At 63.5% G+C, this 22,483-nt stretch carries 22 protein-coding genes; 14 read left to right on the top strand and 8 right to left on the bottom strand.

All coding sequences use genetic code 11. The features are described 5' to 3' along the window. Positions 1–35: 35 nt before the first annotated feature. The 6 genes from QRN11_RS18395 to QRN11_RS18370 all read left to right on the top strand — a co-directional run bounded on the left by QRN11_RS18395 (position 36) and on the right by QRN11_RS18370 (position 6,588). Positions 36–974, top strand: a complete 939-nt coding sequence (locus tag QRN11_RS18395) for a VOC family protein (RefSeq protein ID WP_285313942.1) — start codon at positions 36–38, stop codon at positions 972–974. A 44-nt stretch (positions 975–1,018) separates the two neighbouring features. Continuing rightward, positions 1,019–2,035, top strand: a complete 1,017-nt coding sequence (locus tag QRN11_RS18390; RefSeq protein WP_285313941.1) for a fumarylacetoacetate hydrolase family protein — start codon at positions 1,019–1,021, stop codon at positions 2,033–2,035. After that, positions 2,032–2,883, top strand: a complete 852-nt coding sequence (locus tag QRN11_RS18385; RefSeq protein WP_285313940.1) for an ABC transporter substrate-binding protein — start codon at positions 2,032–2,034, stop codon at positions 2,881–2,883. Before QRN11_RS18390 ends, QRN11_RS18385 begins: the two co-directional genes overlap by 4 nt. A 113-nt stretch (positions 2,884–2,996) precedes the next feature. Further along, the gene (locus QRN11_RS18380; protein WP_285313939.1) at positions 2,997–4,013 is read left to right on the top strand and encodes a fumarylacetoacetate hydrolase family protein; all 1,017 of its coding nucleotides are present in this window, start codon (positions 2,997–2,999) and stop codon (positions 4,011–4,013) included. Then, entirely contained in the window at positions 4,013–4,621 is a 609-nt protein-coding gene (locus QRN11_RS18375; protein ID WP_285313938.1) for a cupin domain-containing protein, read from the top strand. The genes QRN11_RS18380 and QRN11_RS18375 overlap by 1 nt, the downstream gene beginning before the upstream one ends. After that, entirely contained in the window at positions 4,618–6,588 is a 1,971-nt protein-coding gene (locus QRN11_RS18370; protein ID WP_285313937.1) for an acetoacetate--CoA ligase, read from the top strand. The genes QRN11_RS18375 and QRN11_RS18370 overlap by 4 nt, the downstream gene beginning before the upstream one ends. A gap of 48 nt (positions 6,589–6,636) precedes the next feature. On the opposite strand, the gene QRN11_RS18365 is transcribed toward QRN11_RS18370, so the two are convergent. Continuing rightward, a complete protein-coding gene (locus QRN11_RS18365; RefSeq protein ID WP_142060948.1) occupies positions 6,637–7,602 on the bottom strand; it encodes a LysR family transcriptional regulator in 966 nt (321 codons plus the stop codon). A gap of 141 nt (positions 7,603–7,743) precedes the next feature. Here QRN11_RS18365 and QRN11_RS18360 point away from each other — a divergent pair, with 141 nt between their 5' ends. The 5 genes from QRN11_RS18360 (at position 7,744) to QRN11_RS18340 (ending at position 13,649) form a co-directional block, all read left to right on the top strand. Beyond that, positions 7,744–9,039 (top strand): cytochrome P450, encoded by a 1,296-nt coding sequence (locus QRN11_RS18360; protein ID WP_285313936.1) that lies wholly within the window; start codon positions 7,744–7,746, stop codon positions 9,037–9,039. 29 nt (positions 9,040–9,068) lie between these two features. Further along, positions 9,069–9,392 carry a 2Fe-2S iron-sulfur cluster-binding protein gene (locus QRN11_RS18355; RefSeq protein WP_285313935.1) on the top strand — a complete coding sequence of 108 codons (324 nt, stop codon included), beginning with the start codon at positions 9,069–9,071 and terminating at the stop codon, positions 9,390–9,392. Positions 9,393–9,407: 15 nt separating this feature from the next. Next, positions 9,408–10,646: an NAD(P)/FAD-dependent oxidoreductase gene (locus QRN11_RS18350; RefSeq protein WP_285313934.1), complete on the top strand. Its 1,239-nt coding sequence runs from the start codon at positions 9,408–9,410 to the stop codon at positions 10,644–10,646. 92 nt (positions 10,647–10,738) lie between these two features. Then, positions 10,739–12,124 carry an MFS transporter gene (locus QRN11_RS18345; RefSeq protein WP_285313933.1) on the top strand — a complete coding sequence of 462 codons (1,386 nt, stop codon included), beginning with the start codon at positions 10,739–10,741 and terminating at the stop codon, positions 12,122–12,124. Between the two features lie 97 nt (positions 12,125–12,221). After that, positions 12,222–13,649, top strand: coding sequence for an MFS transporter (locus QRN11_RS18340; protein WP_285313932.1), 1,428 nt, complete (start codon positions 12,222–12,224; stop codon positions 13,647–13,649). A 127-nt stretch (positions 13,650–13,776) separates the two neighbouring features. On the opposite strand, the gene QRN11_RS18335 is transcribed toward QRN11_RS18340, so the two are convergent. Genes QRN11_RS18335 through QRN11_RS18305 form a run of 7 tightly spaced genes read right to left on the bottom strand, consistent with a single transcriptional unit; the run spans position 13,777 to position 19,211 of the window. Beyond that, complete coding sequence (locus QRN11_RS18335; protein ID WP_285313931.1) at positions 13,777–14,844, bottom strand: LLM class flavin-dependent oxidoreductase; 1,068 nt, start codon at positions 14,842–14,844, stop codon at positions 13,777–13,779. Further along, positions 14,844–15,101, bottom strand: a complete 258-nt coding sequence (locus tag QRN11_RS18330) for a tautomerase family protein (RefSeq protein WP_142060934.1) — start codon at positions 15,099–15,101, stop codon at positions 14,844–14,846. Before QRN11_RS18330 ends, QRN11_RS18335 begins: the two co-directional genes overlap by 1 nt. A 5-nt stretch (positions 15,102–15,106) precedes the next feature. Beyond that, entirely contained in the window at positions 15,107–16,594 is a 1,488-nt protein-coding gene (locus tag QRN11_RS18325) for an aldehyde dehydrogenase (RefSeq protein ID WP_285313930.1), read from the bottom strand. Continuing rightward, positions 16,584–17,324 carry an alpha/beta fold hydrolase gene (locus QRN11_RS18320; protein WP_285313929.1) on the bottom strand — a complete coding sequence of 247 codons (741 nt, stop codon included), beginning with the start codon at positions 17,322–17,324 and terminating at the stop codon, positions 16,584–16,586. Before QRN11_RS18320 ends, QRN11_RS18325 begins: the two co-directional genes overlap by 11 nt. A gap of 13 nt (positions 17,325–17,337) precedes the next feature. Next, entirely contained in the window at positions 17,338–17,892 is a 555-nt protein-coding gene (locus QRN11_RS18315; protein ID WP_142060929.1) for an amino acid synthesis family protein, read from the bottom strand. Beyond that, entirely contained in the window at positions 17,889–18,497 is a 609-nt protein-coding gene (locus QRN11_RS18310; protein ID WP_142060927.1) for an amino acid synthesis family protein, read from the bottom strand. Before QRN11_RS18310 ends, QRN11_RS18315 begins: the two co-directional genes overlap by 4 nt. Positions 18,498–18,551: 54 nt before the next feature. Then, entirely contained in the window at positions 18,552–19,211 is a 660-nt protein-coding gene (locus QRN11_RS18305) for a GntR family transcriptional regulator (RefSeq protein ID WP_255470841.1), read from the bottom strand. Positions 19,212–19,372: 161 nt separating this feature from the next. Between QRN11_RS18305 and QRN11_RS18300 the strand changes: the two genes are divergently transcribed. The 3 genes from QRN11_RS18300 (at position 19,373) to QRN11_RS18290 (ending at position 22,470) form a co-directional block, all read left to right on the top strand. Beyond that, a complete protein-coding gene (locus QRN11_RS18300) occupies positions 19,373–20,311 on the top strand; it encodes a flavin reductase (RefSeq protein WP_285313928.1) in 939 nt (312 codons plus the stop codon). Between the two features lie 100 nt (positions 20,312–20,411). Continuing rightward, complete coding sequence (locus QRN11_RS18295) at positions 20,412–21,842, top strand: purine-cytosine permease family protein (protein ID WP_142060921.1); 1,431 nt, start codon at positions 20,412–20,414, stop codon at positions 21,840–21,842. 97 nt (positions 21,843–21,939) lie between these two features. Then, entirely contained in the window at positions 21,940–22,470 is a 531-nt protein-coding gene (locus QRN11_RS18290; RefSeq protein ID WP_285313927.1) for an NUDIX domain-containing protein, read from the top strand. Positions 22,471–22,483: the final 13 nt, after the last annotated feature.

The following is a 22,483-nucleotide window of genomic DNA, read 5'->3' as shown; positions in this document are numbered from 1 at the left end:
TCCGCACCAGACGGACGCAAATACAGGAGCAAATCATGGCATTCAGCCCGATCACACACCTGAGGCACTTCGATATCGCGGTGCCTGACTACCAAAAGCAGGTTGAGTTCTACAAGAACCATTGGGGACTCACCGAGATGGAGAACGACGGCGGCGTGACCTACTTCGCCGCCGAAGGCTCACCGGAACAGTATTCGGTCCGCGTACGTAAGGCCGATGAGAAGCGCCTTGACATGGTCGCGTTCGGTGCAGCGGACAAAGCCTCCGTGGACCAGCTCGCCTCGGACCTCATTGCCAAGGGGGTCAAGCTCATTGGGGAACCCGATGACGTCAAGACCCTTGGCGGAGGATACGGTTTCCGCTTCTTCGACCTCGAAGGACGCACCATCGAGGTCTCCTCAGACGTCGAAGTGCGCCAGCACCGCAAGATCGAAGAACGCGAGGCGATTCCGGTGCGGCTTTCCCACGTGGTGCTCAACTCGCCTGAGCCCGAGAAAATGCGCGCCTGGTATGAGCAGCACCTCGGCTTCCGTCTCTCCGACACCCTGAAGCACCCACACATGGGCGACCTCTTCTACTTCCTGCGCTGCAATGCCCAGCACCACTCCATCGCCATCTCCCGCGGCCCGCACGCTTCGCTGCAGCACGCGTCGTTCGAACTGCGCGGCATCGACGAGTACATGCGCGGCAGCGGCAGGCTGCTGCGCTCGGGCTTCAAGAAGATCTGGGGTCCGGGTCGCCACAAGGCCGGGGACAACACCTTCACCTACTTCCACGATCCCAACGGCAACACCATGGAGTACACCACTGAACTGGACACGGTCGACGAAGACACGTGGCACCCCAGCATCTTTGATACTCGCGACCCTGAGACCTCTGATCAGTGGGGCACCGGAGGCGATATGGACGAATTCATCGCCCGCGAGATGTTCAACGACCAGGACAAGGGCCTCTACGTCCCCCCTCCTGTATAACCCCGCACATAGCGACTGATGGTGGATTCATGGAAGAAAAACGAATGAACGAATTTGCGCTGGGCACCTTCGAGGAGGCCGGGGAGCAGTTCCCCGGGGCGGTCTTTGGTGACCGGGTGGTTGACCTGCGGACCGTGCTGCCGACAATCTCCCGCATCGGTGATCTCTTCGCTGAATGGGATGCACACCTGGATGTGCTCGCGTCCATCGACCCGGCCGCGGGAGGTGCCCGTCCGCTCGACGGGCTGGACGTGCTGCCGCCGGTGCAGCCGGTGGGCAGCATCATCGCGGCAGGGGCAAACTACCGCGAGCACGTCCTGCAGATGAGCGTGGCCCACAAGCTTGGCAAGGAAGGCGCCGACGCAGCGCAACTGGCAGCCGACGCTGCGGCCGAAATCGATGAGCGGGGCCGCTCTGGCGACCCGTATGTCTGGACCGGGATCCCATCGGCAGTCTGCGGAGCCTATGACGAGGTGCAGTTGCCGGATGTGGGCGGCAACGTCGACTGGGAACTGGAGCTCGGGGTGGTCATCGGACGAAAGGCTCATCGGGTTTCGGCCGAGGATGCCCTCGACTACGTGGCCGGCTACACCATCGTCAATGACATCACCGCCCGTACGCTGGTCCCGCGAAACGACATCGCGATGATGGGTACCGACTGGTTCCGCGCGAAAAACCAACCCACGTTCTTCCCCACCGGCCCCTACCTGGTGCCGACGCGGTTCGTGCCGGACCCGGCGAAGCTGCGGATCCGCTTGAGCCTGAACGGCAAGTTGATGCAGGACGCCTTGGCCGATGACCTGCTCTTTGATATCCCGAGCCTGATAGCCTACGCCTCCTCGGTGGCGGTATTGCTGCCCGGGGATGTCCTCATCACCGGATCGCCGGCGGGCAACGGGTCCCACTGGGGCCGCTACCTGAGGGACGGTGACGTGATGGAGGCGGAAATCAGCGGACTCGGTACCCAACGTTCAACGGTCCGCGGGCCCAGCGGGCAACTGCCTCCCTGGTATATTGACCGGCCGGTCGCTGTCGCTGCGGCCGGCGGAGTTGCCCCGTGACCCTGCGCCAGAGCCACTTCGTCCCGCCGGTGTCCTATCTGCTGGCCGAAGACCTGGGATTCCTGCAGGGATCCCAGGTGCAGCTCACCCGTACCACCTCAAGCGCCGAGCAGCTTCGGGCCCTGGTCGCCGGGGAACAGGACATGGTCGTCACGGCGATCGACAACCTGTTCGAATGGACCCTCGCCGGGGCCGACCTGCGACTGGTAGCCCAGGTCGAGGCGACCACGCCGCTGGGCATCCACGCCCGCCCCGGCCTGAAAACGCTGGCGGACCTGGCAGCGTGCCGGTTCGCCGTTGACGCTCCCAACAACGGTTTCGCGCTCATCGCCAAGCGCCTGCTGCGCGACGCCGGCGTCGAGGTGGACTATGTAGTGGTCGGTGGTGTGGGCGAACGCCTTGATGCATTGCTGGCGAGCGACGTGGACGCGACGCTGCTTGGGGCGCCGTTCGACAAACTGGCCGAAAAGGCAGGGTTCGCCCGCGTCGTCGACATCAATGCATGGCTGCCGGAACTGCCAGGCCAAGGACTGGTGGTCCGCGCCGACATTCTCGAGTCCGAGGAACTGGGACGCTACCTCCGTGCCCTGGCAGGCGGGGTGGAAGCCGGCACTCTGATGCCGGATGCGCAGGGCCTCGGGTTGCTTGAACGTTGCGGTTACCAGGCCGGAGCCGAAAGCGCCTGGCACTCACGGGCACGCACGCTTGCGGTGGATCCTCGCGGGCTGGAGCTGCTGACCGGCATACGGCAAAGCCTGGGCATGCTTCCGCGGACCGTAGCCCTGGAGGAGCTCTGCGCCGCTGAACCGCTACTGAAGGCCGCACAGCCCTCCTTCGGCCAGGCATAGCTTCAAAACATCCTGCGCTGGCTCCGGCGCCACACCGCCGGATTTGCCCATTGCAACCGCATAAGCACAATGCGATACTGTACGTATCGTATGAATAAGACTAAGGAGTAACCATGAAACTGGGACGGATAGCAGTGCCCACGCCCGACGGCGAGCAGATGCGGCTTGTTGCGGCGCAGCCCGAAGACGGCCGGGTGGTTGATCTGGCACGCGCCTACGCCCTGACGCTTCAGCGCAGGGCCGCTGACCCTGACCGTGCCCGGGCGCTGGCCCTGGCGGTTCTTCCCGGAAGCCTGGCTGCGGGAATCGGTGGAGGTGCTATTTTCCTGGATGCGGCCCACGACGCGCTGGCCGCTGCAGACGACGCCTCGTACGGGATCGACGAAGTATCGTGGCGCGCTGCTGTCGACTCGCCGGTGATACGCGACGGCCTGACGTTCGAACAGCACATCCAGAACTTCCACCGTACTGTCGCCAAGGCCCAACCGGCGCGCTCAATTTACGACCGTCCGGGTTATTTCAAGGCCACCACGGCCATGTCCTACGGGCACAACCAGGAGCTGCCCTACCCCGACTTCACGGACGCCCTGGACTGGGAACTCGAAATCGGGTACGTGGTCGGCAAGTCCGGCAGCGACCTGACCCCGGACGCGGCGATGGAGCATCTCTTCGGCATCACCGTCTTCAACGACTTCAGCGCCCGCGATATCCAGGGCGCGGAAATGGCCATCGGCATGGGCCCGCAAAAGTGCAAGGACTTCGGGTACGGCATCGGCCCCTGGGTCACCACGATGGATGAAATCGATTCGATCGAGGGCCTGCGCGGCCAGGTCCGTGTCAACGGCCAAGTCCTCTCCGAGACCAAGGTCGAGGACTTCGTCTACACCCCCGCGGAGTTGCTGGCCTACGTCTCGATCTCAGACCGGCTGCAGCCAGGGGACCTCATCGGGTCCGGCACCATGGGCTTCGGCGCCGGCGTGGAGATCGGCACATTCCTGCAACCCGGCGACGTCATCGAACTCGAACTCGAGGGCGTAGGCACCCTGCGCACCCCGATTTCCGCCGAACGCCACACTGCGCCCTGGTGGCCCGAGCCCCGCACCTACCCGCACGACGAATGGGTGGCGTGATGACCCGGCCCCCGGTCCGCCGCATCGTCACCGGACACGACGACCAGGGACGCGCCATCATCCTCTCGGACGGCGCGGCACCCAACCACTGGTCCTCGGACCTGATCCCGGGCTTCGGTGCCACCGTCCCCTGGCTGACCGAAGCCGGGCAGATCGACCACGTCACGGACGAGGATCCGGCCAGCGCGGACGCCCAGATTCCCAGCTTTCCCGCGCCGGGCCAGACGATCCTGCGCATCGCCGACTTCCCGCCGGATTCCGTGTACCCCGACGAGGCGGGCTCAGTGATTTTCAGCGAGCTCGACGGACATGACGAGGCCGAAGCGGGGGCTGAGCACAGCGGCTCCAAGCATTTCTGGTTCCACCGCACGGACTCGCTGGACTACGCCGTCGTTCTCCAGGGAGAAATCACCTTGCTGGTCGACGACGGTGAGGCAACCATGCGCGCCGGCGACGTGGCCGTGCAACGCGCCACCAGCCACGCGTGGTCCAACCGCACTGACCAGACCGCCAGGGTCCTCTTCGTACTGATCGGAACCGAACCGCTCACTGCAGCACAGATCGCTGAGCAGCGCAGGAAGGCCACCCGGCACCTGGAGAGCGCATGATCACCAACGCGGAGGCCGCAGACGGCGAGGTGATCTGGAAACCCGACCTGGAATCGAAGGCCGAGACCGGCGTCAACCAATTCGCCGCTTTCCTGGCAAGCCACGGCATCGAGATCGGCACCGGCTACGAGGAGCTGTGGCAGTGGTCGGTGGATGAACCCGAGCAGTTCTGGGAACTGTTCGCCGACTTCGCCGGCGTCGGTCTTGGTGGGGTGGCGGGGCCGGTACGCACGGTCGATCCCATGCCCCACACGCGTTGGTTCCCGGGACGGACACTGAACTTTGCCAGGCACCTGCTGGAGGGCCACGAGGGGACCGCACTGATCGGCATCGCGGAGGACGGGACGCGCGAGGAGGTCACTTGGGACGCCCTAAGGCGGGAGGTTGCCTCCCTGGCCGCGCACCTGCGTGCTCGTGGTGTGGGCCAGGGGGACAGGGTCGTTGGAATACTTCCCAATGTTGCCGAAGCCGTCGTCGGGCTGCTCGCCACCGCCTCGGTCGGCGCGATCTGGTCGGTCTGCGCCCCGGAATTCGGCCCCGGAGCGATCGTTACGCGGTTCGCCCAGCTCGACCCAAAGGTCCTCCTCGCCGCGCCAGGCTACCTGCTCGGCGGGAAGGACCGGGACCGCCGCGGTGAGCTGGGGGAGATCATCGCCCAGCTCCCCACGCTCGAGCACATCATCTGGGTGGGGCGGCACACCTCCATTCCAGGTATCCCCACCGAGGTTCCGGCCATGGAGTGGGAGCAGGCCGTCGCCGAACCGGCGGAGCTCGTCTTCGCCGAAGTGGAGTTCAGCCACCCCCTGTGGGTCCTGTTCTCCTCGGGGACGACGGGCATTCCCAAGGGCATCGTGCACGGCCATGGCGGGGCGCTGCTGGAGGAAATGAAAATGCTCCTCATCCATTCAGACCTTCGCCCCGGGGACCGGTACCTGAACGTCGCTTCGACGAGTTGGGTGCTGTGGAACTCACTCGTGTCAGCGCTGGGAGTCGGTGCTACGGCCATACTCGTTGACGGGAACCCGACTTTCCCATCGTTGGACCGCGTGTGGCAGGTTGCCGCGGCTGAGCGGGTCTCGGTTCTGGGCGTCGGTGCCGGTTTCGTCCATGCCTGCGCCAAGGCGTCCCTGGCGCCGATGCACAGCCACAGCCTGGACGCCTTGAAGTCTCTCCAGGTCACCGGTTCGCCGCTCTCCGCGGACGGCTATCGCTGGGTTTACGGCAATGTGGGTGACCTTTGGTTGAACTCGATGAGCGGCGGGACCGACATCGCCTCCATTTTCGTCGGAGGGTCACCGACACTGCCCGTCCATGTGGGCTACATCCAGGGACCCGCCCTGGGCGTGCGCGTGGAGTCATGGGACGAAGCCGGCAATCCCACGCGGGGCAAAGGCGAACTGGTGGTGACCCAGCCGATGCCATCGATGCCGCTGAGCTTCTGGGGCGATGACGGCAGCCGGTATCACGAGAGCTATTTCGCGATGTATCCGGGGGTCTGGCGGCACGGGGACTTCATCGAATTCACGCTCCGGGGAATCCTCATCCATGGGCGGTCCGACTCAACTCTCAACCGCCACGGGCTGCGGCTCGGTTCGGCGGACATCTATGCCGTGGTTGAATCTCTGCCGGACGTCGCCGAGGCCCTGGTAGTCGGTGCGGAACTGGGCACCGATTACTACATGCCATTGTTCGTCCACCTGGCCGATGGCGCAGACCAGAGCGCCGCCCGGGAAGCGATCGCCAGATCTATCCGCGAAAATCTGTCCGTTCGGTATCTGCCCGACGACATCGTGTTCATGCCGGGGATTCCGCATACCCGCACCGGAAAGAAGCTGGAGGTCCCCGTAAAGCGGCTGCTGCAGGGATCACCGCTGGAGACCGTAGCGGATCCCGGGTCGGTGGATAACGCGGGGCTGTTGGAAGAATATGCCAGGTTTGCCCTTGACCGGCAGGCCGTATCACCATAGAGCGGTACCGGCATAAAAGGGGGATTGACTCGTGGAGTCAATCCCCTTTTATGCCTCCTTTGGCTGAGGTTCGCCAGCACGCGAATGCCGATCACCGGTTCCTTCCGGGTTGGCTGCATCCAGGACCTCGACGGCGTATTGCACAACCGCCTTGGCCCGGTTAGTGAGGATTGTTTCCTTGGGCCATACGGCGACCACGGAGGTTTGGCCTGCCCGGGGGCGGAGGTGCCTGGTGACAAGCCCTTTGCCTTCGCTCGAAACCGGGATCTGGTTGGGCCGGGACATCAGCAGGCTATAGCCGAGTCCGCGCCCGACCATTGCCCGGACGAGGTCGATTTGCGGGACGACCGCGCCAAGGTGTGGTTTGAGTCCGCGCTGGGAGAACATCAACTGCGTGTATTCCGTGCTGGGTGCCGTGTTGAGCATGATCAGCGGCTTGCCGGCCAAATCTGCCAGTTCAATGTCCTCCTCGCGGGCAAGAGGATCGTCGGCGGCCAGGACGGCCATAACTTCGGTCTCGTAGATCAATGTGCGCTCCACATCCTCGGACAGGCCGATGTCATAGACGACGGCGGTGTCCAGGCTTCCGTCTTCGAGGGCAGGCAGCAGCTCGGAGTGATCTCCTACGGTGATGCTGATATCGATTTTTGGGTGCAGCTTCGCCATGCCCTCAAGCACGGCGGGGAGGACATTGCTTGCCAGGCCTGTGTAGCAGCCCAACGCCACCGGCCCCTTCAATTCGCCGCGGATCTCTCCCAACCCGTCTGCCAGCAGGCTGGCTTCCCGCAGCAGTTCCCCGGCGCGGCGGGCGAAGTGGCGCCCCGTCGGTGTCAGGTGCATTCCCTTGGCTTTCCTGCGGATGCACAGCTGTTCCCCGAGTGCTGCCTCCAGTTCACTAATGGCATGGGAAAGCGCCGATTCGGAGATGTGCAGCTGCTGTGCGGCTGACCCCAAGGTGCTGTGTTCGGGCAGTGCCGCAAAAAGTTCGAGCTGTCGAAAAGTGAATTTCGGCACCGCCGCCTCTTTTCCTAAGGAATCGAATTAGTTCTTCTGATATCCGCAGTTTACTGGGGAATGCTTTCCCGTGACACTGATTACAACCAAGACGTACCAGCAGTGCCGGGGTACGCAATGACGTGCCAGTAGGAGCAACACATGACCACAAAAACCGGGCAGTGCCCGTTCCACGGGAATGCAGAGATCACAGGTCCCACGTCGGCCTCGGTGGAATCCAATGGTGGCGAGATTCCCACTCCCGTATCAACGGATGCCGCAGGCGCCCCTGTGGCTGACTGGGTAGACGTGACCGCCCTTGCAACCAATCCCTATCCGTCCTACGCCCGCCTTCGGGCAGAGTCCCCGGTCGCCTGGGTTCCCCAGCTCAATAAGTTCCTTGTCACCACTTATGCGGGCTGCCACACGGTTGAACAAGACCAGGAGATTTTCAGCGCCAACGTTTCCGGTGCAACCATGACCAGGGCTATCGGCGCCCGGCCGATGTTGCGCAAGGACGATCCGGAGCACTCGCTCGACCGGGCACCGGTGAATCCCGTTCTTCGTCCCAAATCGATCAAGGAAATCTGGGGACCGGTCTTTGAGCGCAACGCCGAAACCTACCTCCAGAAAGTTGCCGAGATTGGACCAGAGGAAGCGGACCTCAACCGGGATTATGCAGCCCCCGTGGCATCGCAGAACCTGATTGACCTGCTGGGGCTGAAGGACGTGTCCGTCGAGCAGGTGCGCCGCTGGTCCCACGCCTTCATCGCAGGCATGGGAAATGTCCTGGACGACCAGTCCATCTGGGACCGATGCGACGCCGCCACCGCGGAGGCTGACCGCGTGCTGGAGGAACTGATCCCCTTCTACCGGAAAAACCCGGACGCCTCGATGTTGTCCGCGTTCGCCAACAGTGGGCTGCCCACTTCCAACATTGCGGCCAACGTCAAACTGACCATCTCCGGTGGGATGAACGAACCCCAGCACATGGTTACCAACATTGTCTGGGCCCTGAGCAACCACCACGAACAGCGCGAGCAGGTCCTCGCCGACCCATCGTTGTGGGCATCCGTGTTTGACGAGGCGGTCCGGTGGCAATCACCCATCGGCATGTACCCACGCGAAACCACACGGGAAACTATCCTCGACGGCGTCCGTCTCCCCGCGGGCGCCGGGATCGGCGTTGTGGTGGCATCCGCCAACCGCGACGACGCCCACTTCGGCGCAACAGCGGCAGAATTCGATATCCACCGGCCCAAGCGCCCCCACCTCGCCTTCGGCAGCGGCGTCCACCTGTGCGCCGGACACTGGGCAGCGAAGGCCTCCATTGGCCAGATCGCCGTGCCCATGGCCTACAAGCGCTTCCCCGGACTGCGCGTGGACGAACGACGGAATGAGAGCTGGGACGGCTGGGTCTTCCGCGGCCTGACCAGCCTGCCCGTCACCTGGAACTAAAAGCAATCCGAAGTACTAAAGGAGCAACGATGCCCACCATCACCTACACCCAGCCCAACGGCACTCAGCAAGTCCTCCAGGTCGAGGCAGGCACTACCCTGATGCGCGCCGCCGTCAGCAACGGCATTGACGGCATCATTGGCGAATGCGGAGGCCAGGCCATGTGCGCCACATGCCACGTCTACGTCCGGCCGGAATATGCACAGGCACTGCCCGGCATCAGCGACGACGAAGACGAAATGCTTGACTGCACCACCGCAGAGCGTATGGACAGCTCCCGGCTGGCCTGCCAGATCGAAATCGTTGCTGACCTGCCGGAGATTGTCGTCGACATCCCTGCCGGCCAACTTTAGAAGCGGGGACGCGACATGAACGTTGTCATCATTGGCGGGGGACAGGCAGGGCTGCAGGTCGCCGACACGCTGCGGACCGAAGGATATGACGGAACAATCGACGTGATCGCCGAGGAACCAGGGCTGCCCTATCAACGGCCGCCGCTGTCGAAGGACTACCTCGCCCCGGGCAAGGAGGCGGCTCCCTTGCCGCTTAGAGGCGCATCGTTCTTCCCTGACAAGAACGTCACGCTCCACGCCGGCGTCAAGGCAACGGGTATCGACCGGGCCGAACGCAAGGTGCAGACCACCGAAGGTTCACTCCACTATGACCACCTCGTCTTCGCGACCGGCGCGAGAAACAGGATGCTGAACTGCACGGGCGCTTCCCTGCCCGGCATCCAGGGACTGAAAACCCTGACCGATGCAGAGGCGCTGCACGCGGCACTGCGCACGGCCCGCAACATCGTGATCATCGGCGCCGGGTTCATCGGGCTGGAATTTGCCGCAGCAGCACTGGCACACGGATGCAACGTTACCGTCCTGGAATTCGCGCCACGCCCGATGGGACGGGCACTGACTCCGGCCATGAGCGAATGGTTCGCTGCCGCCCACCGCTCGCAAGGCGTCAACCTGCGCCTGGGCGAGGGCATCGACCGCTTCGAGCCTGGCGCTGGTGGCCGCGTCGGAGCGGCAATCTCCACCACAGGAGCTTCCTACCCGGCGGATCTCGTCCTCGTCGGCATCGGCGTCCAGCCCAACGACACTCTGGCTGCAGACAGCGGCATCGAAACCAGCAACGGAATCGTCGTCGACGAAACGCTTCGCACATCGGACCCTGCTGTTTTGGCGATTGGGGACTGCGCCAGTTTCCCCAGCGCCCACGCCCAGGGCCGCTTGCGGCTGGAATCCGTCCAAAACGCAACCGACCAGGCCCGTCATGCAGCCCGTACCATCCTGGGAGCTGAACGCCCCTACACGGCCCTTCCGTGGTTCTGGTCCACGCAGGGCCCATACAAACTTCAGATGGCAGGAATTCCACGACCCGATGACGACATCCTGGTCCTCGGCGACCAGGGGACAGCAAAGTTCTCCGTCCTCTGTTTCAGGGACGGCATCCTCGCGGCCGTGGAATCGGTAAACAGCGCCGCGGACCATATGGCAGCCCGCAAACTACTTTCCGCGGAGTCCACCATCACCCGTGCCCAAGCGGAAAGCGAGGGGTTCACCCTCAAGGCTGCCGCCAGCAGGCCTGTCATGCCCGTCTCCGCCTGACCGTTCATCCGTCCCCACCTCAAGAATCTGCGGCATGTTCCATCCCCAGGGCTTCCCCAGGGAGTTACACGCTCACACCCAATTGGAGAGAAATGAGCACGTCCACCCACAGCTCAACGGCGAACCAACGTCGCGTCGCCTTCGCCACCGTCATCGGTACCACTGTTGAGTGGTACGACTTCTTCATCTACGCCACCGCCGCCGGCCTGGTGTTCGCCCAGCTGTTCTTCGAACCGGCCGGCGCGTCCATCGGCCTGCTGTTGTCCTTCGCCTCCGTCGGCATCAGTTTTCTCTTCCGGCCCCTCGGCGCCTTCCTGGCCGGCCACTATGGAGACAGGATCGGGCGCCGCGCCATGCTCGTGATGACCTTGATCCTCATGGGGGCGGCAACCACCTTGATTGGCTTCCTGCCCACATATGCGACCGCCGGTGTTATCGCCCCGGTCATGCTCCTGCTCCTGCGGATCGTGCAGGGCATCTCCGCCGGCGGTGAATGGGGAGGGGCGGTCCTGATGGCGGTTGAGCACGCCCCGAGCGACCGCCGCGGGCGGGCAGGAGCCTTCCCTCAGCTGGGCGTTCCGCTGGGGCTGCTGCTGGCCACCGGCGTCACGGCGCTCATGACAGGTGCCATCTCCCCGGGAGCGGCTTTCCTCGAATGGGGATGGCGCGTGCCCTTCCTGCTGAGCATCGTCCTCATCGTCGTCGGCTACTTCGTACGCCGCGCGGTGGACGAATCCCCCATCTTTCAGGAGATTGCAGCAGCCAAAAAGCAACCCCGGGTACCGATCGTCGACCTGTTTCGACGTCATGGGTTGCTCGTGATCGTCGCCGCTTTAATCTTCGCCGGCAACAACGCCGCAGGCTACATGGCAACCGGCGGGTTCATCCCCAGCTATGCCACCGGCCCGGCCGTCGGTCACGGACGCACAGACGTGCTCATCGCCGTCGCTTACGGTTCTGCAGTCTGGCTCGTCTTCACCTACCTCGCCGGTTTCCTCTCAGACAGGATTGGCCGAAAGCGCACCTACCTCATAGGCTTCGGCGCCCAGCTGCTGTCCTGCTTTCCGCTTTTCTGGATGATCAATACAGGATCCCTGCCGATGCTTTACCTGGCAATGACGATGTTCACTGTTGGCCTGGGACTGGCCTACGGCCCACAGGCAGCCCTTTACGCAGAAATGTTCCCAGCCTCAGTCCGCTTTTCCGGCGTGTCCATCTCTTACGCCTTGGGGGCGATCCTGGGCGGCGCCTTTGCCCCGACCATTGCCACAGCCCTCGTCCAGGCCACAGGCGGAACAGACGCCGTTTCCCTATATCTGGCAGCGATGACGGTCATCTCCCTCGTCGCCGTCTCCCTGGTGCGGGACCGGTCAGGAATCGACCTTTCCATTCGCAACCAGGCCGAACAGGAAGTCGGCGCACTCGTTACTGACCGGCGCAGCCTGGCCGTGTCGGCAGAGCCTGTCCGCGCTAACTAACCGCATCCCACGTGGGGACGTCCAGTCATGAAACGGCTGCAGACGACGTCCGCAAACCCCGGGACGAACCGCCGTCGCCTAACGACGAGCGGGACCGTTGAACAGAGAGGTTCATTGGATTATGACTGCATCACCCACAGCAAAGCAGAGTCTGTCGTCTTTTACAGACTCTGCCGGCCTTACCTGGCGCCACTGGCTCTACTTCGCCCTCATCACCCTCATCCTCCTGGCAGACGGGATGGAAGTGACGCTGATCAGCCACACTTTCCCGTCGCTCGTCAAGGAGTGGGGTGTCTCCGTCGGCGGCGGAATCACCCTCGTTGTAACCGCCGGCTTCATTACCATGGGAGCCGGCGCGATGATCGCCGGCCGCTTTGCGGATCTGGCTGGACGAAAGACAGTTTTGACAAGCGCCGCCGGGCTCTTCTCCATCGCGACGACACTTGGGGCAACATCCCAGGATTTCACCGGCTTCGCGGTGTGGCGGCTTATCGCATGCCTCGGTATCGGCGCAGTGATGCCTACCGGTGTCACCCTCCTTGCTGATCTCGTTCCCGCAAAGCGGCGCGGGGCAATGGTTGCCGCTGCATACGCAGGTGTCGGACTGGGGACCACGGTTGGTGCGGCACTGGCCGGGACGCTCATACCCACTGGCGGGTGGCGGTCGCTTCTAGTTACAGGCGGCCTGGCCCCGGTCGCCATCATCATTGTGCTGGCTTTGGTTGTGCCCGAGCCCCCTGCTTTCTACGCTGTGCGCGGGGCAACAGAGAGGGCCAGGCAAGGACTGGCCCGCCTTGTTCCGAAGGCTGACCTGGCCAATGTAGATCTGACACCACCGGCGAAGGAGGAGAACAAGGATTCCATCAGGGTCATTCTGACCAAACGCTTCGCCCGGACGACGGTGCTCCTCTGGGTGTTCGGGTTCTTCTCGCTTGGTACACAACTGCTGATCGCACAGTACCTTCCGACGCTCCTCCAGCAGCCCTTCCCTGGCCTGAATACTGTGCAGAGCAGCACAATCGTAGGCGCGTACGGATTCTCCAGCGTTCTTGGCGGGCTGCTCCTCGGGGTCATTCTGATGAAGGTCTCCCGCTACATGACAATCAGCATTGTCCTCGCAATGTCTGTCGTGATGACCCTCGTCATCGCTTTCATTCCGAGCCCGGGGTTCTCCAGCTTGCTGCCACTCTTCACGATTGCCGGTTTCATCCTGCCGACAGGTTTCGGCCCGACACGAAACATCCTCGCCGCGGCTGCTTATCCGACGGCGGTCCGCGGCACCGGTGTCGGTATGACAGAACTTGGCGCCCGGCTTGGTTCGGCGGCCGGGGGAGCGGCCGGGGGCACCCTGATTGGCGCTGGCCTGGGTCTCTCCGCCATCTTCCTGGCGATCCTCGTGCCCCTGGCAATCCTCCTCGGAGCCCTTGCGGGACTAAGAGCCGAAGCGAAGCGAACCGGATCCCGAGCCGGGACTCCCGAGGAAGAGGCAGGCCCTGTCCTTGCCCCTCCTATCGTTGCAAGGTGACCGCCCGCTGAACGAAAAGTGCTTCAACGATGGCGGTATCCCCGCCCGATGTGATCAGGCGGGGACTCAGCCTCGGACCCGTCCGGCAAGGCATGGGAGCGGGTGCCCGTTCAGCCGGCAGCTGCTGTCAGCGTGCAGCGGCGGCGGGTTGTTCCTGGAAGGCAGGTACGACGTGCTCGATGAAGAGTTCGAGGGAGCGTTTCTTCTCCTCGTGGGTGAGGCTGTTGTCTGACCAGATGCTGAATTCGGTGACGCCCAGTGCCTCGTAGTGGCGGAGCCGCTCGATGACCTCATCGGGCGTCCCGATCATCGCTGTCTGGTGCAGGGACTCAGGCGTGAACTCCGGGCGGTCCGCGAACTTCGCTTCAGGGCTGGGTTCGAGGAAGCCGTTCTGGGGTGTGCTCTTATTTCCGAACCAGGCGTCGAAGGTCCGGTAGAACTTGTTGATGCCCTCGGCCGGGCGCCGCCAGCCTTCGGGATCGTCGGCGGAGTGCACATGCGTGTGTCGGAGCACCATGAGGTCCGGGCGGGGGACACCGGGGTTGTTTTCGACGGCGGTATCGAATTTACGCGCGAGGTCTTCGACTTCCTCGTCGCCCTTCATGAGGGGTGTCACCATGACGTTGCAGCCGTTGGCGACAGCAAACTCGTGCGAGGAAATGTCGCGCGCGGCGATCCACATGGGCGGCGTCGGCTTTTGAATCGGCTTCGGGACGCTGGTGGAGGTCGGGAACTGCCAGACCTCGCCGTCGTGGGCGTAGTCGCCTTGCCAGAGCGCGCGCACAGCGGGCACCATCTCGCGCAGGTGCTTGCCGCCGTCGACTGCGGACATGCCTCCCATGAGGCGGTCGAACTCGAACTGGTAGGCGCCGCGGGCCAGCCCTACTTCCATTCTTCCGTTGCTGATGACGTCCAGCAGTGCGGTCTCGCCGGCCACGCGGAGCGGGTTCCAGAAGGGGGCGATGATGGTTCCTGCGCCGAGCCGGATGCGGGAGGTACGCGCTGCAAGGTAGGCGAGCTGGGGCATGGGGCTGGGGGAGATGGTGTATTCCATCGAGTGGTGCTCACCGATCCAGACGGTGCTGAATCCTCCGGCTTCCGCGAGAAGCGTCAGCTCTGTCAGGTTTTCGAAGCATTCCCGGTGCGAGACGGACTCGTCCCAGCGCTCCATGTGGACGAAGAGGGAAAAGCGCATTAGTGGCTCCTTGGTTCTGCGGCGGTCTGCGCCGGCGAATCGGTGTTCGGTGCAGCTTCCTGGGCTGCTGCAGTGCGTTCGGCGATGGTCTGGTTGGCGCGGGACCAGTGTTCGTGCTCGATTTCGCGGATGATGACAGTGGTGTTTTCGGGCGCTGCGCCCACGGAGGTTTCGGCGGCGCGGTGAAGCCCATCGATGAGCGAGCGGAGCTGGGCGGGCGTTCGGCCCCGGGCAATGGAGACTTCGATCAGGGGCAAGGCGGTCAGCTCCTCATTATGAAGGGGTCGGCAATGGGGGATTCATCGGTATTGATCCAGATGCTTTTAACCCGGGTGTATTCACGGATGCTTTCCATGCCGTGCTCGACGCCGACGCCGCTGGTCTTGAAGCCTTCGCGCGGTGATTGGGGGGACATGGTGCGGTAGGTATTAACCCAGACCGTTCCCGCCTCCAGGCGGCTGGCCATCCGGTGCGCGCGGGCCAGGTTGGTGGTCCAGACGCCGGCTGCGAGTCCGTAGGTGGTGTCGTTCGCCAGGCGGAGGACTTCCTCTTCTGTTTCGAACGGCATGATCGCGGCGACTGGCCCGAATATTTCCTCCCGGACCACGCGCATGGAGTTGTCAACGTCGGTGAGGACGGTGGGCTCGAAGAAGTAGCCGCCCAGGCCAATGTTCGGGCGGCCGCCGCCGGTCAGGACGGTGGCTCCTTCGGAGACGCCAAGATCAACGTAGCTGGCCACCTTGTCGCGCTGGTCCTGGAAGGCCAACGGGCCCAGTTCCGTGGCGTCAAGGAGTGGATCTCCGATGACGATGCTGCGGGCACGGTTGGCTACGCGCTCGAGCAGCTCGTCGTAGACGGCCTTGTGGGCGAACACGCGGCTTCCGGCGATACAGGTCTGGCCGGCTGCGGCGAAGATGCCCGCCACCACGCCCATGGAGGCGTTGGCAACGTCAGCGTCACCGAAAACGATGTTGGGGGACTTGCCGCCGAGTTCCAGTGTGGAGCCGATGAACCGGGAAGCGGTCGAGGCAGCGATGCGGGCGCCGGTGGCGGTGCTGCCGGTGAACGAGATCTTTGCCAGGCGGCGGTCCTCCACCAGCGCGGCGCCGGCTTCTGCACCGAATCCAGTGACGACGTTGATCACGCCGGGCGGGAAGCCTGCTTGATCGGCCAGCGCGGCAAGGCGCAGGACGGTGGCTGAAGTGTATTCAGAGGGTTTGATGACGATGGTGTTGCCCGTAGCAAGGGCCGGGGCGAGCTTGCTCGTGGTCAGTGTCAGCGGTGAGTTCCACGGGGTGATGGCACCGACGACGCCGAGTGGTTCGCGCAGGGTGTAATTCAGCATGGCCCGGCTTGAGCCTGGGATGGTGTCGCCCTGGATCTTATCGGCGAGTCCTGCGTAGTAGTAGTAGTACTCCGGCATTGCGGCGAGCTGGGCGCGCATTTCACGCAGGAGCTTGCCGTTGTCCAGTGATTCCATGCGGGCGAGTTCGTCGGCGTGCTCGCCCACCAGGTCACCGAGGCGTCGGAGCAGGTGACCGCGCCTGGTCTGGCTGAGGTCCCGCCAGGCAGGGTTTTCGAAGGCTGCAGATGCGGCTGAAACTGCTTTGGAGACGTCGGCTTCGTTGCCGCGTGCGGCCCGGTACAGCACCTCGAGGGTTGCTGGGTTGGTGCTGTCGAAATAATCCCCATTCGATGGCGCGACCCATTCGCCGTTAATGAAGTGCTCGTAGCGGCGTTCAGTGGACATGCGAATGCTCCTTAATGAAGGCTGTCAGTTCGTTGGCGAGCTCTTGGGGACGTTCCACGGGCATCATGTGCCGGGCCCCGCTGATGACGGAGTACGTGGAGCCCGGTATTGCGGCGGCCAGCCGGGCGCTCATCTCCGGCGTCGATCCGTGGTCCAGCTCACCGGTGACAGCATGGGCTGGAACGGTGATCCGCTGAAGCTCCGGCGCGATTTCCGCGTCTGCTGTGGCGAATACGCGGTAACAGGCCAGGAAGGAACCGGGGTCATTGCGCAACAGGACTTCCCTGGTGGCCTCGACCATGCCGGCTGGGACCGGGGACCCGGCGGGGTACCACCTGAGGATGGACGCCTCCACGGTCCCGGGGAAGTCGGAGGCAGCTGACTCCAACCGGGCTGTAACCGCAGCGCGCTCCTGCACTGTCCGGTCACAAACTGATCCGACCGAAACCAGGGATGCCACCAGATCTGGCCGGAAGCGGGCGAGGTGCTGCGCGACGAGGGCGCCCAGGGAGAATCCCACGACGTGGGTGCCGGGCTCCAGGAGTTCCGCGACATCCGCGGCGAGCTCTGCCAGGGTGACCCCCTCCGGGGCGAGCTGTTGCCGGCGTCCGTGGCCGAGGAGTTCGATGATCTGGATGTCGAATTCCGGTTCGAGGAAATCGCGGAGCGGCCCCCACATCGACCCGTCGAGGCCGACTCCATGTATGAGTGCGATCCGTTCGCGGCCCACGAGGCAGTCTCCCTTAATTCGCTTCGGTGCTGAAGGCGGCGAGGCGCTGCTGGGGTCGTCCCTGGGCTGCCGCAGCGAGGGCGATCACGATTTCATCGGCATGCGGCGCGTCGTTAATCCGGACCTCGATGCTCTGGTGGTGGGACCGAATGGTTGCATCAGTGATGTGCTTGAGCGGAATGTCGAACACGACACCGGCAGGGCCACGCTTTTCCACTGCCGGCAAGAGGGTGGTGGCATTGGCAGCGTCACGGAAATGGTTTCCGAAGGCCAGCGTGTGGATGAGCCCGGAACCATGCTCAATCTCGCCATTCAGGCCCACGATGGCAGCCTTCCCATACGCTTCGGCGGGGGAGCCGAGCGCTTCGAGCACGCGGGGGGCGAGCAGGGCGCCGATATCGGAGGCGTTCCCGTCGATTCCCGCTGAAAGGTCCTCGACGAAGCCTTGTCCAGCCCAGGGGTTTTTGACGATGGCTGCGACGACCGCGACTCTTGCGGCCGGGCTGACTTCGCGGCCTCCTTCGATCAGGACGTCTTCGGTCAGGGTGACGATCTTACGGATGCTCATGAAACCAGTTCTCCTAGGGTGTCTGCTTTGACTACGGGATCGGTGCGGCGGTCCCCGATGCGCGAGTGCGGCCTGGGCCCGGTCGAGGCGCCGAGGACGACGACGATCTCACCCGGGCGGGGAGCGTCACCGATGCGTGTGCTGATGGTTTGGTAGTGGGTGCGGGTGGCGGCGGCGTTCTTGTGCCAGAGCGGCACGACGAGCGAAGTGCCGGCGTCGCCACGGTCGTCGGCGAAGCAGATGATGGATTCGCCTTCGAAGTATTCACGGACGAGATTGCCAAAGAACGGTGTGTGGATGAGGGCAGCACCGTGCTCAATTTCGCCGTCGGTGCCGACGAGCGCGGCCTTGCCGAAGGCCTCGATGGACTCCACGCCGCCGAGGTTGGCCGCCAGGAGGTCAGTGAGTCTACGTGCGAGCACAGGAGCGAGCTGAACTACTTCCTCCCCCAGGTCATCGGTCGCACTGCCGCCAAGCCAGGGGTTGGTGACCACGGCAGCTGCCGTTGCGCGTACTGCCGGAACGGCGGGGGAGAGACCGTTTTCGAGCAGGATCTCCTCGCTGTAGTACACAATCTTGCGGATGCCGAGTCTTTGGTCGTTCATCGTCGAATCTTTTCGGTCATGGAGAAGCACACGGCTTCCTTTCGTCGTGGTGGTTCAGTGCCGGCCATCCGGAGCCGGGTCGGTCAGGGCTTCTCTCGATGAGGCGTGAACGTGGTTCCTCATAGCGGATTCGGCCCCGAAGGGGTCTTTATGCTCGATCATCTCCAGGACGGCGCGGTGCTCGCGGGTGGAGGCTTCGAGCCTGCCGGGGTGTTCAACCGTGCGCAGGACAAGCCGCTGATACGCCAGCTGGTTCATAAGCCGCTCGTAGTGCTCAACGAGCTTCCGGTTGTCGGAGCCGCGAACGATCGTCCAATGGAACTCGTGCACCAGCCGGGCATAGGCGTCAGTGTCATGGGTGAGGGAGGTCATCTCGGACTCCTCAAGGTTCCGCCGCAGGATCGAGAGTTCCTGGACTTCACCGCGCCGGGCAAGCAGGGAGGCCGCGAGTCCTTCCAGCGACTCCTTGAGCTGGAAGAGCTCGATGATCTCCCGGCGGGTTGGCTCCCGCACGAAGGTGCCCACCTTCGGCCGGATCTCAACCAGCCCTTCGTGCTGAAGCTGCTTGAGGGCTTCCCGGATTGGGGTCCGGCTTACCTCAAACTCCTGGGCCAGGAAAGCCTCAGGAACAACTGCGCCAGGAGGAAAGTCGCCTCCCAGGACAAGCCGGCGGATCCGATCTAGAAGTCCGTCCCGTTCAGCGGCTTCACTCACTACTTCGAGTCTCTCTTGCATACATCAAAGCGTATGTTGCATGCATCAGTCCCGTCAACAGGTGCGAGGCAATTTCTATAAATGCGCGATTCTTACCGCAATTTCGCTATTTTTCGCCGGCCTCTTGACCTGGCAATGTGACCTGCCTTACCGTCATTGGTATGCAACAGACGCTCGAACCATTTATCACGTCCGCTTGGCTCGCCGCTTGGGACAAGGGAGACCTTGACGCCCTGGACGGCCTGGTAGCTCCCGGATATACGCGCACCAGCAAGGCGACAGGTGCAACTGTCGACCTCGCCGGGCTCAAGTCAGAGATCGCGGCCGTTCGGGAGGCTTTTCCCGATTTGTGCACTACGGTCGACGACGTCGTCGAGGGGGACGGCACCGTCGCCGTTTTCTGGACCTCCACCGGCACCCACATCCATGAATACCTCGGCGTCCCGGCCACCGGACTCACCGTCCAGACCCGGGGCTCGAATATCCTGGTCCTTCAGGACGGCAAAATCCTGAAGGAAACCGTGACCTGGGACGGCAGCGAGCTGCTCGCCAGCCTCGGAATCCGGCCGCTCCGTGGCATCGCTTCCCCTGTGGTCCCGGATGGAGGTGAGCTTCCCGAGTTGGATCCGGACCTGATGAAGGCTTTCAACCGCCAGTTCATCACCGGAGTTACCGTTGTCACCACAAAGGAAGGGGATACCCCGAAGGGGCTGGCCGCCAACTCCTACTGCTCGGTGTCCCTGGAACCACCGCTGGTGCTGGTCTGCGTCCAGAAGACATCCAGCACCTACCCGGCGCTCTTCTCCTCAAGCCACTTGGGCATCAACATCCTGGGCACGGAGCAGCTCGGAACGGTGAAGACTTTCGCCTCGAAGGCCGCGGACAAGTTTGCCGAGCTCAGCTGGCACGAAGGGCCCAAAGGAAGCCCGCTGTTGGACGGTTCTGCCGCTTCCCTTGAAGCTGAAATCCAGGAACGTTTCCAAGCCAAGACCCATACGGTCTTCATCTGCAGGGTCCGCCATGCGGAAATCGGCGATACTGCGCCGATGGTCTACAAGGCCGGACACTTCTTCCACGGCGCCGAACTCGCCGAACTTTAGACGGCCGGCGCGGCCAACAATCCCGGACAGGAAACGAACCGCGCCGACCGAACTGCTCGTAAGCAGCGCACCGAGGTGCGCCTCCAACATTAGGACAAAAATGAGCCCAGATACCATGCGCGCTGCTGAAAGCAGCGTCGCCGAAGACCGCGGGTACCGCGACAGCCTCACCAAAATCGAGCCCTACGGCATCGAGCACATCCCCGACGTCGAACGGCACGGTAAACCCCGGTCCCAGTTCTTCCTCTGGTTTGCAGCCGGAATGAACTTTCCCATCGTCGTCCTGGGCTTCAGCGCCACCTACTTCGGCCTGCCCTTCTGGGCCGCGGCCCTGGCCATCATCCTTGCCGGCGTGACCTCCTCGGCAGGAATGGGCTACTTGTCAGCGATGGGAGTCCGCCTAGGCGTTCCCCAGCAGATGCAGGGCCGCGGACCGCTTGGGTTCATCGGCAACCTCTTCCCGGTGGCCTACGTGAATGTGTTCGCCGGAATCGGCTGGGCGGCCGTGACTGTCATCCTCGGCGGCAAGGCCATCGCCCTTCTCACCGACATCCCCTTCTGGCTCTCATCGCTGATCCTCATGGCAATCCAGCTTGGCGTGGCCGTTATCGGCTACAACCTGATCCACTTCCTGCAGCGGATCCTGTCCTTTGTCCTGGTGATCGGCTTCGTCTTCATCACGATCGTGGCAGCAGCCAACGGACGCGTCGAAACTGACTTTAATACCGCTGCGAAGGGCTTTGACGGCGTGGGCGGCTGGATCATCTTCTTCGGCTGGTTCTTCTCCTTCATCGTCGCTTGGATGCCCTTCGCCTCCGACTACTCCCGTTACCTTCCCAACACGGCCGGGAACAGGCGCGGGGCCGGCTGGGCCACCATGCTCGGCAACTTCGTCACCCTTGTCTGGATGGGTATCCTCGGGACCCTCCTGGGAACAACCACCACGGCGTCCGACAGCATCGGCGCGCTGAAGGAACTCATGGGTCCCTGGGCCGCCGTCGGCCTCGGTGTCGTCGCACTGTCCTCCTTCACCCAGAACTTCCTGAATGTCTACGGCGGTGCCATTTCTATCCAGACCATGGGCGTTCCCGTCAAGCGCCACACCGCAGTCGTCTTCATTTGCATCGCGTCATACCTCGTGGCGCAGTGGGGCCAGACCGGGTTCAACGAAGGCTTCACCGCATTCCTCAACCTGACGGCCTACTGCATCGCGCCCTATGTTGCGGTCCTGGTCTGTGACTACCTGTTCGGAGGCCGGCGCACCGAACGGGGACTGCGGGAACTTTTCGATAAGAGCCGTAAGTTCGAATGGGGCTTCGTGGCCTGGGCGGCCGGCGTCGTCCTTTCCTCCCCGTTCTGGATGTCCTCGATCTACACGGGCCCGATTGCTGCCGCCTTCCCGGAGATGGGCGACCTCTCCTACTACATTGGCGCTGCCGTCGCAGCCGGAGTCTACTTCGCAACCCACCGCCGCAAGCGCCTCTCAGGACTGGAAATGCTGGACAGCAGCCCCGCTGCACAAACCCTGTAACGACCAATGAGGCAGAGATTGGGGAGGGTCCCGCCAGGATCCTCCCCAACCTCTGCACGACCACGACCGATTGCCGGGGAACTGCCAGGAGCGCCAGATGAGTACCGCAACACTGCAAGGAACGGGCACGGCAGAGGACTTCATCGCTGCCTGCCCGCCCCGGGCGGTGGTGGCCGTGGTCATTGAATGGCGCGGACGGATTGCCCTCTTCAAACGCAGCCAGTCTGTTGGACACGAGCGAGGCCTCTGGCACTGCATCACCGGATACCTCGAGCCCGGCGTAGCCCCACAGGAGCAGGCCTTGACTGAACTCAAGGAAGAAGCAGGCCTGACCCTTCAAGATCTCGCCGGTTTCCAGGCCGGAGAACAGCTTCTCATTCCTGACCCCGCGGGCATCCCGTGGCAGGTCCATACCTACACTGCCGTCAGCAAGTGGCGTCGATTGACAATCAATGACGAGCACGACGCCTACCGCTGGGCCGCTCCCGCCAAGATCAGCCGCTTCTCAAACCGGGTTCCTTGGCTGGACATCGTCCTCGACAGCACGCTGCCCACTGCAAAGAACCCCGCTCCCGTGGTCCGAACCCGCGGGGTTCTGCCGGCGACAGGTCCACCAACCCCCAATTGAGCTACACATAGTA

Source organism: Pseudarthrobacter sp. fls2-241-R2A-168, from assembly GCF_030209335.1.
Classification (GTDB): Bacteria; Actinomycetota; Actinomycetes; order Actinomycetales; family Micrococcaceae; genus Arthrobacter.
This window is presented reverse-complemented; position numbering and strand designations above follow the sequence as displayed.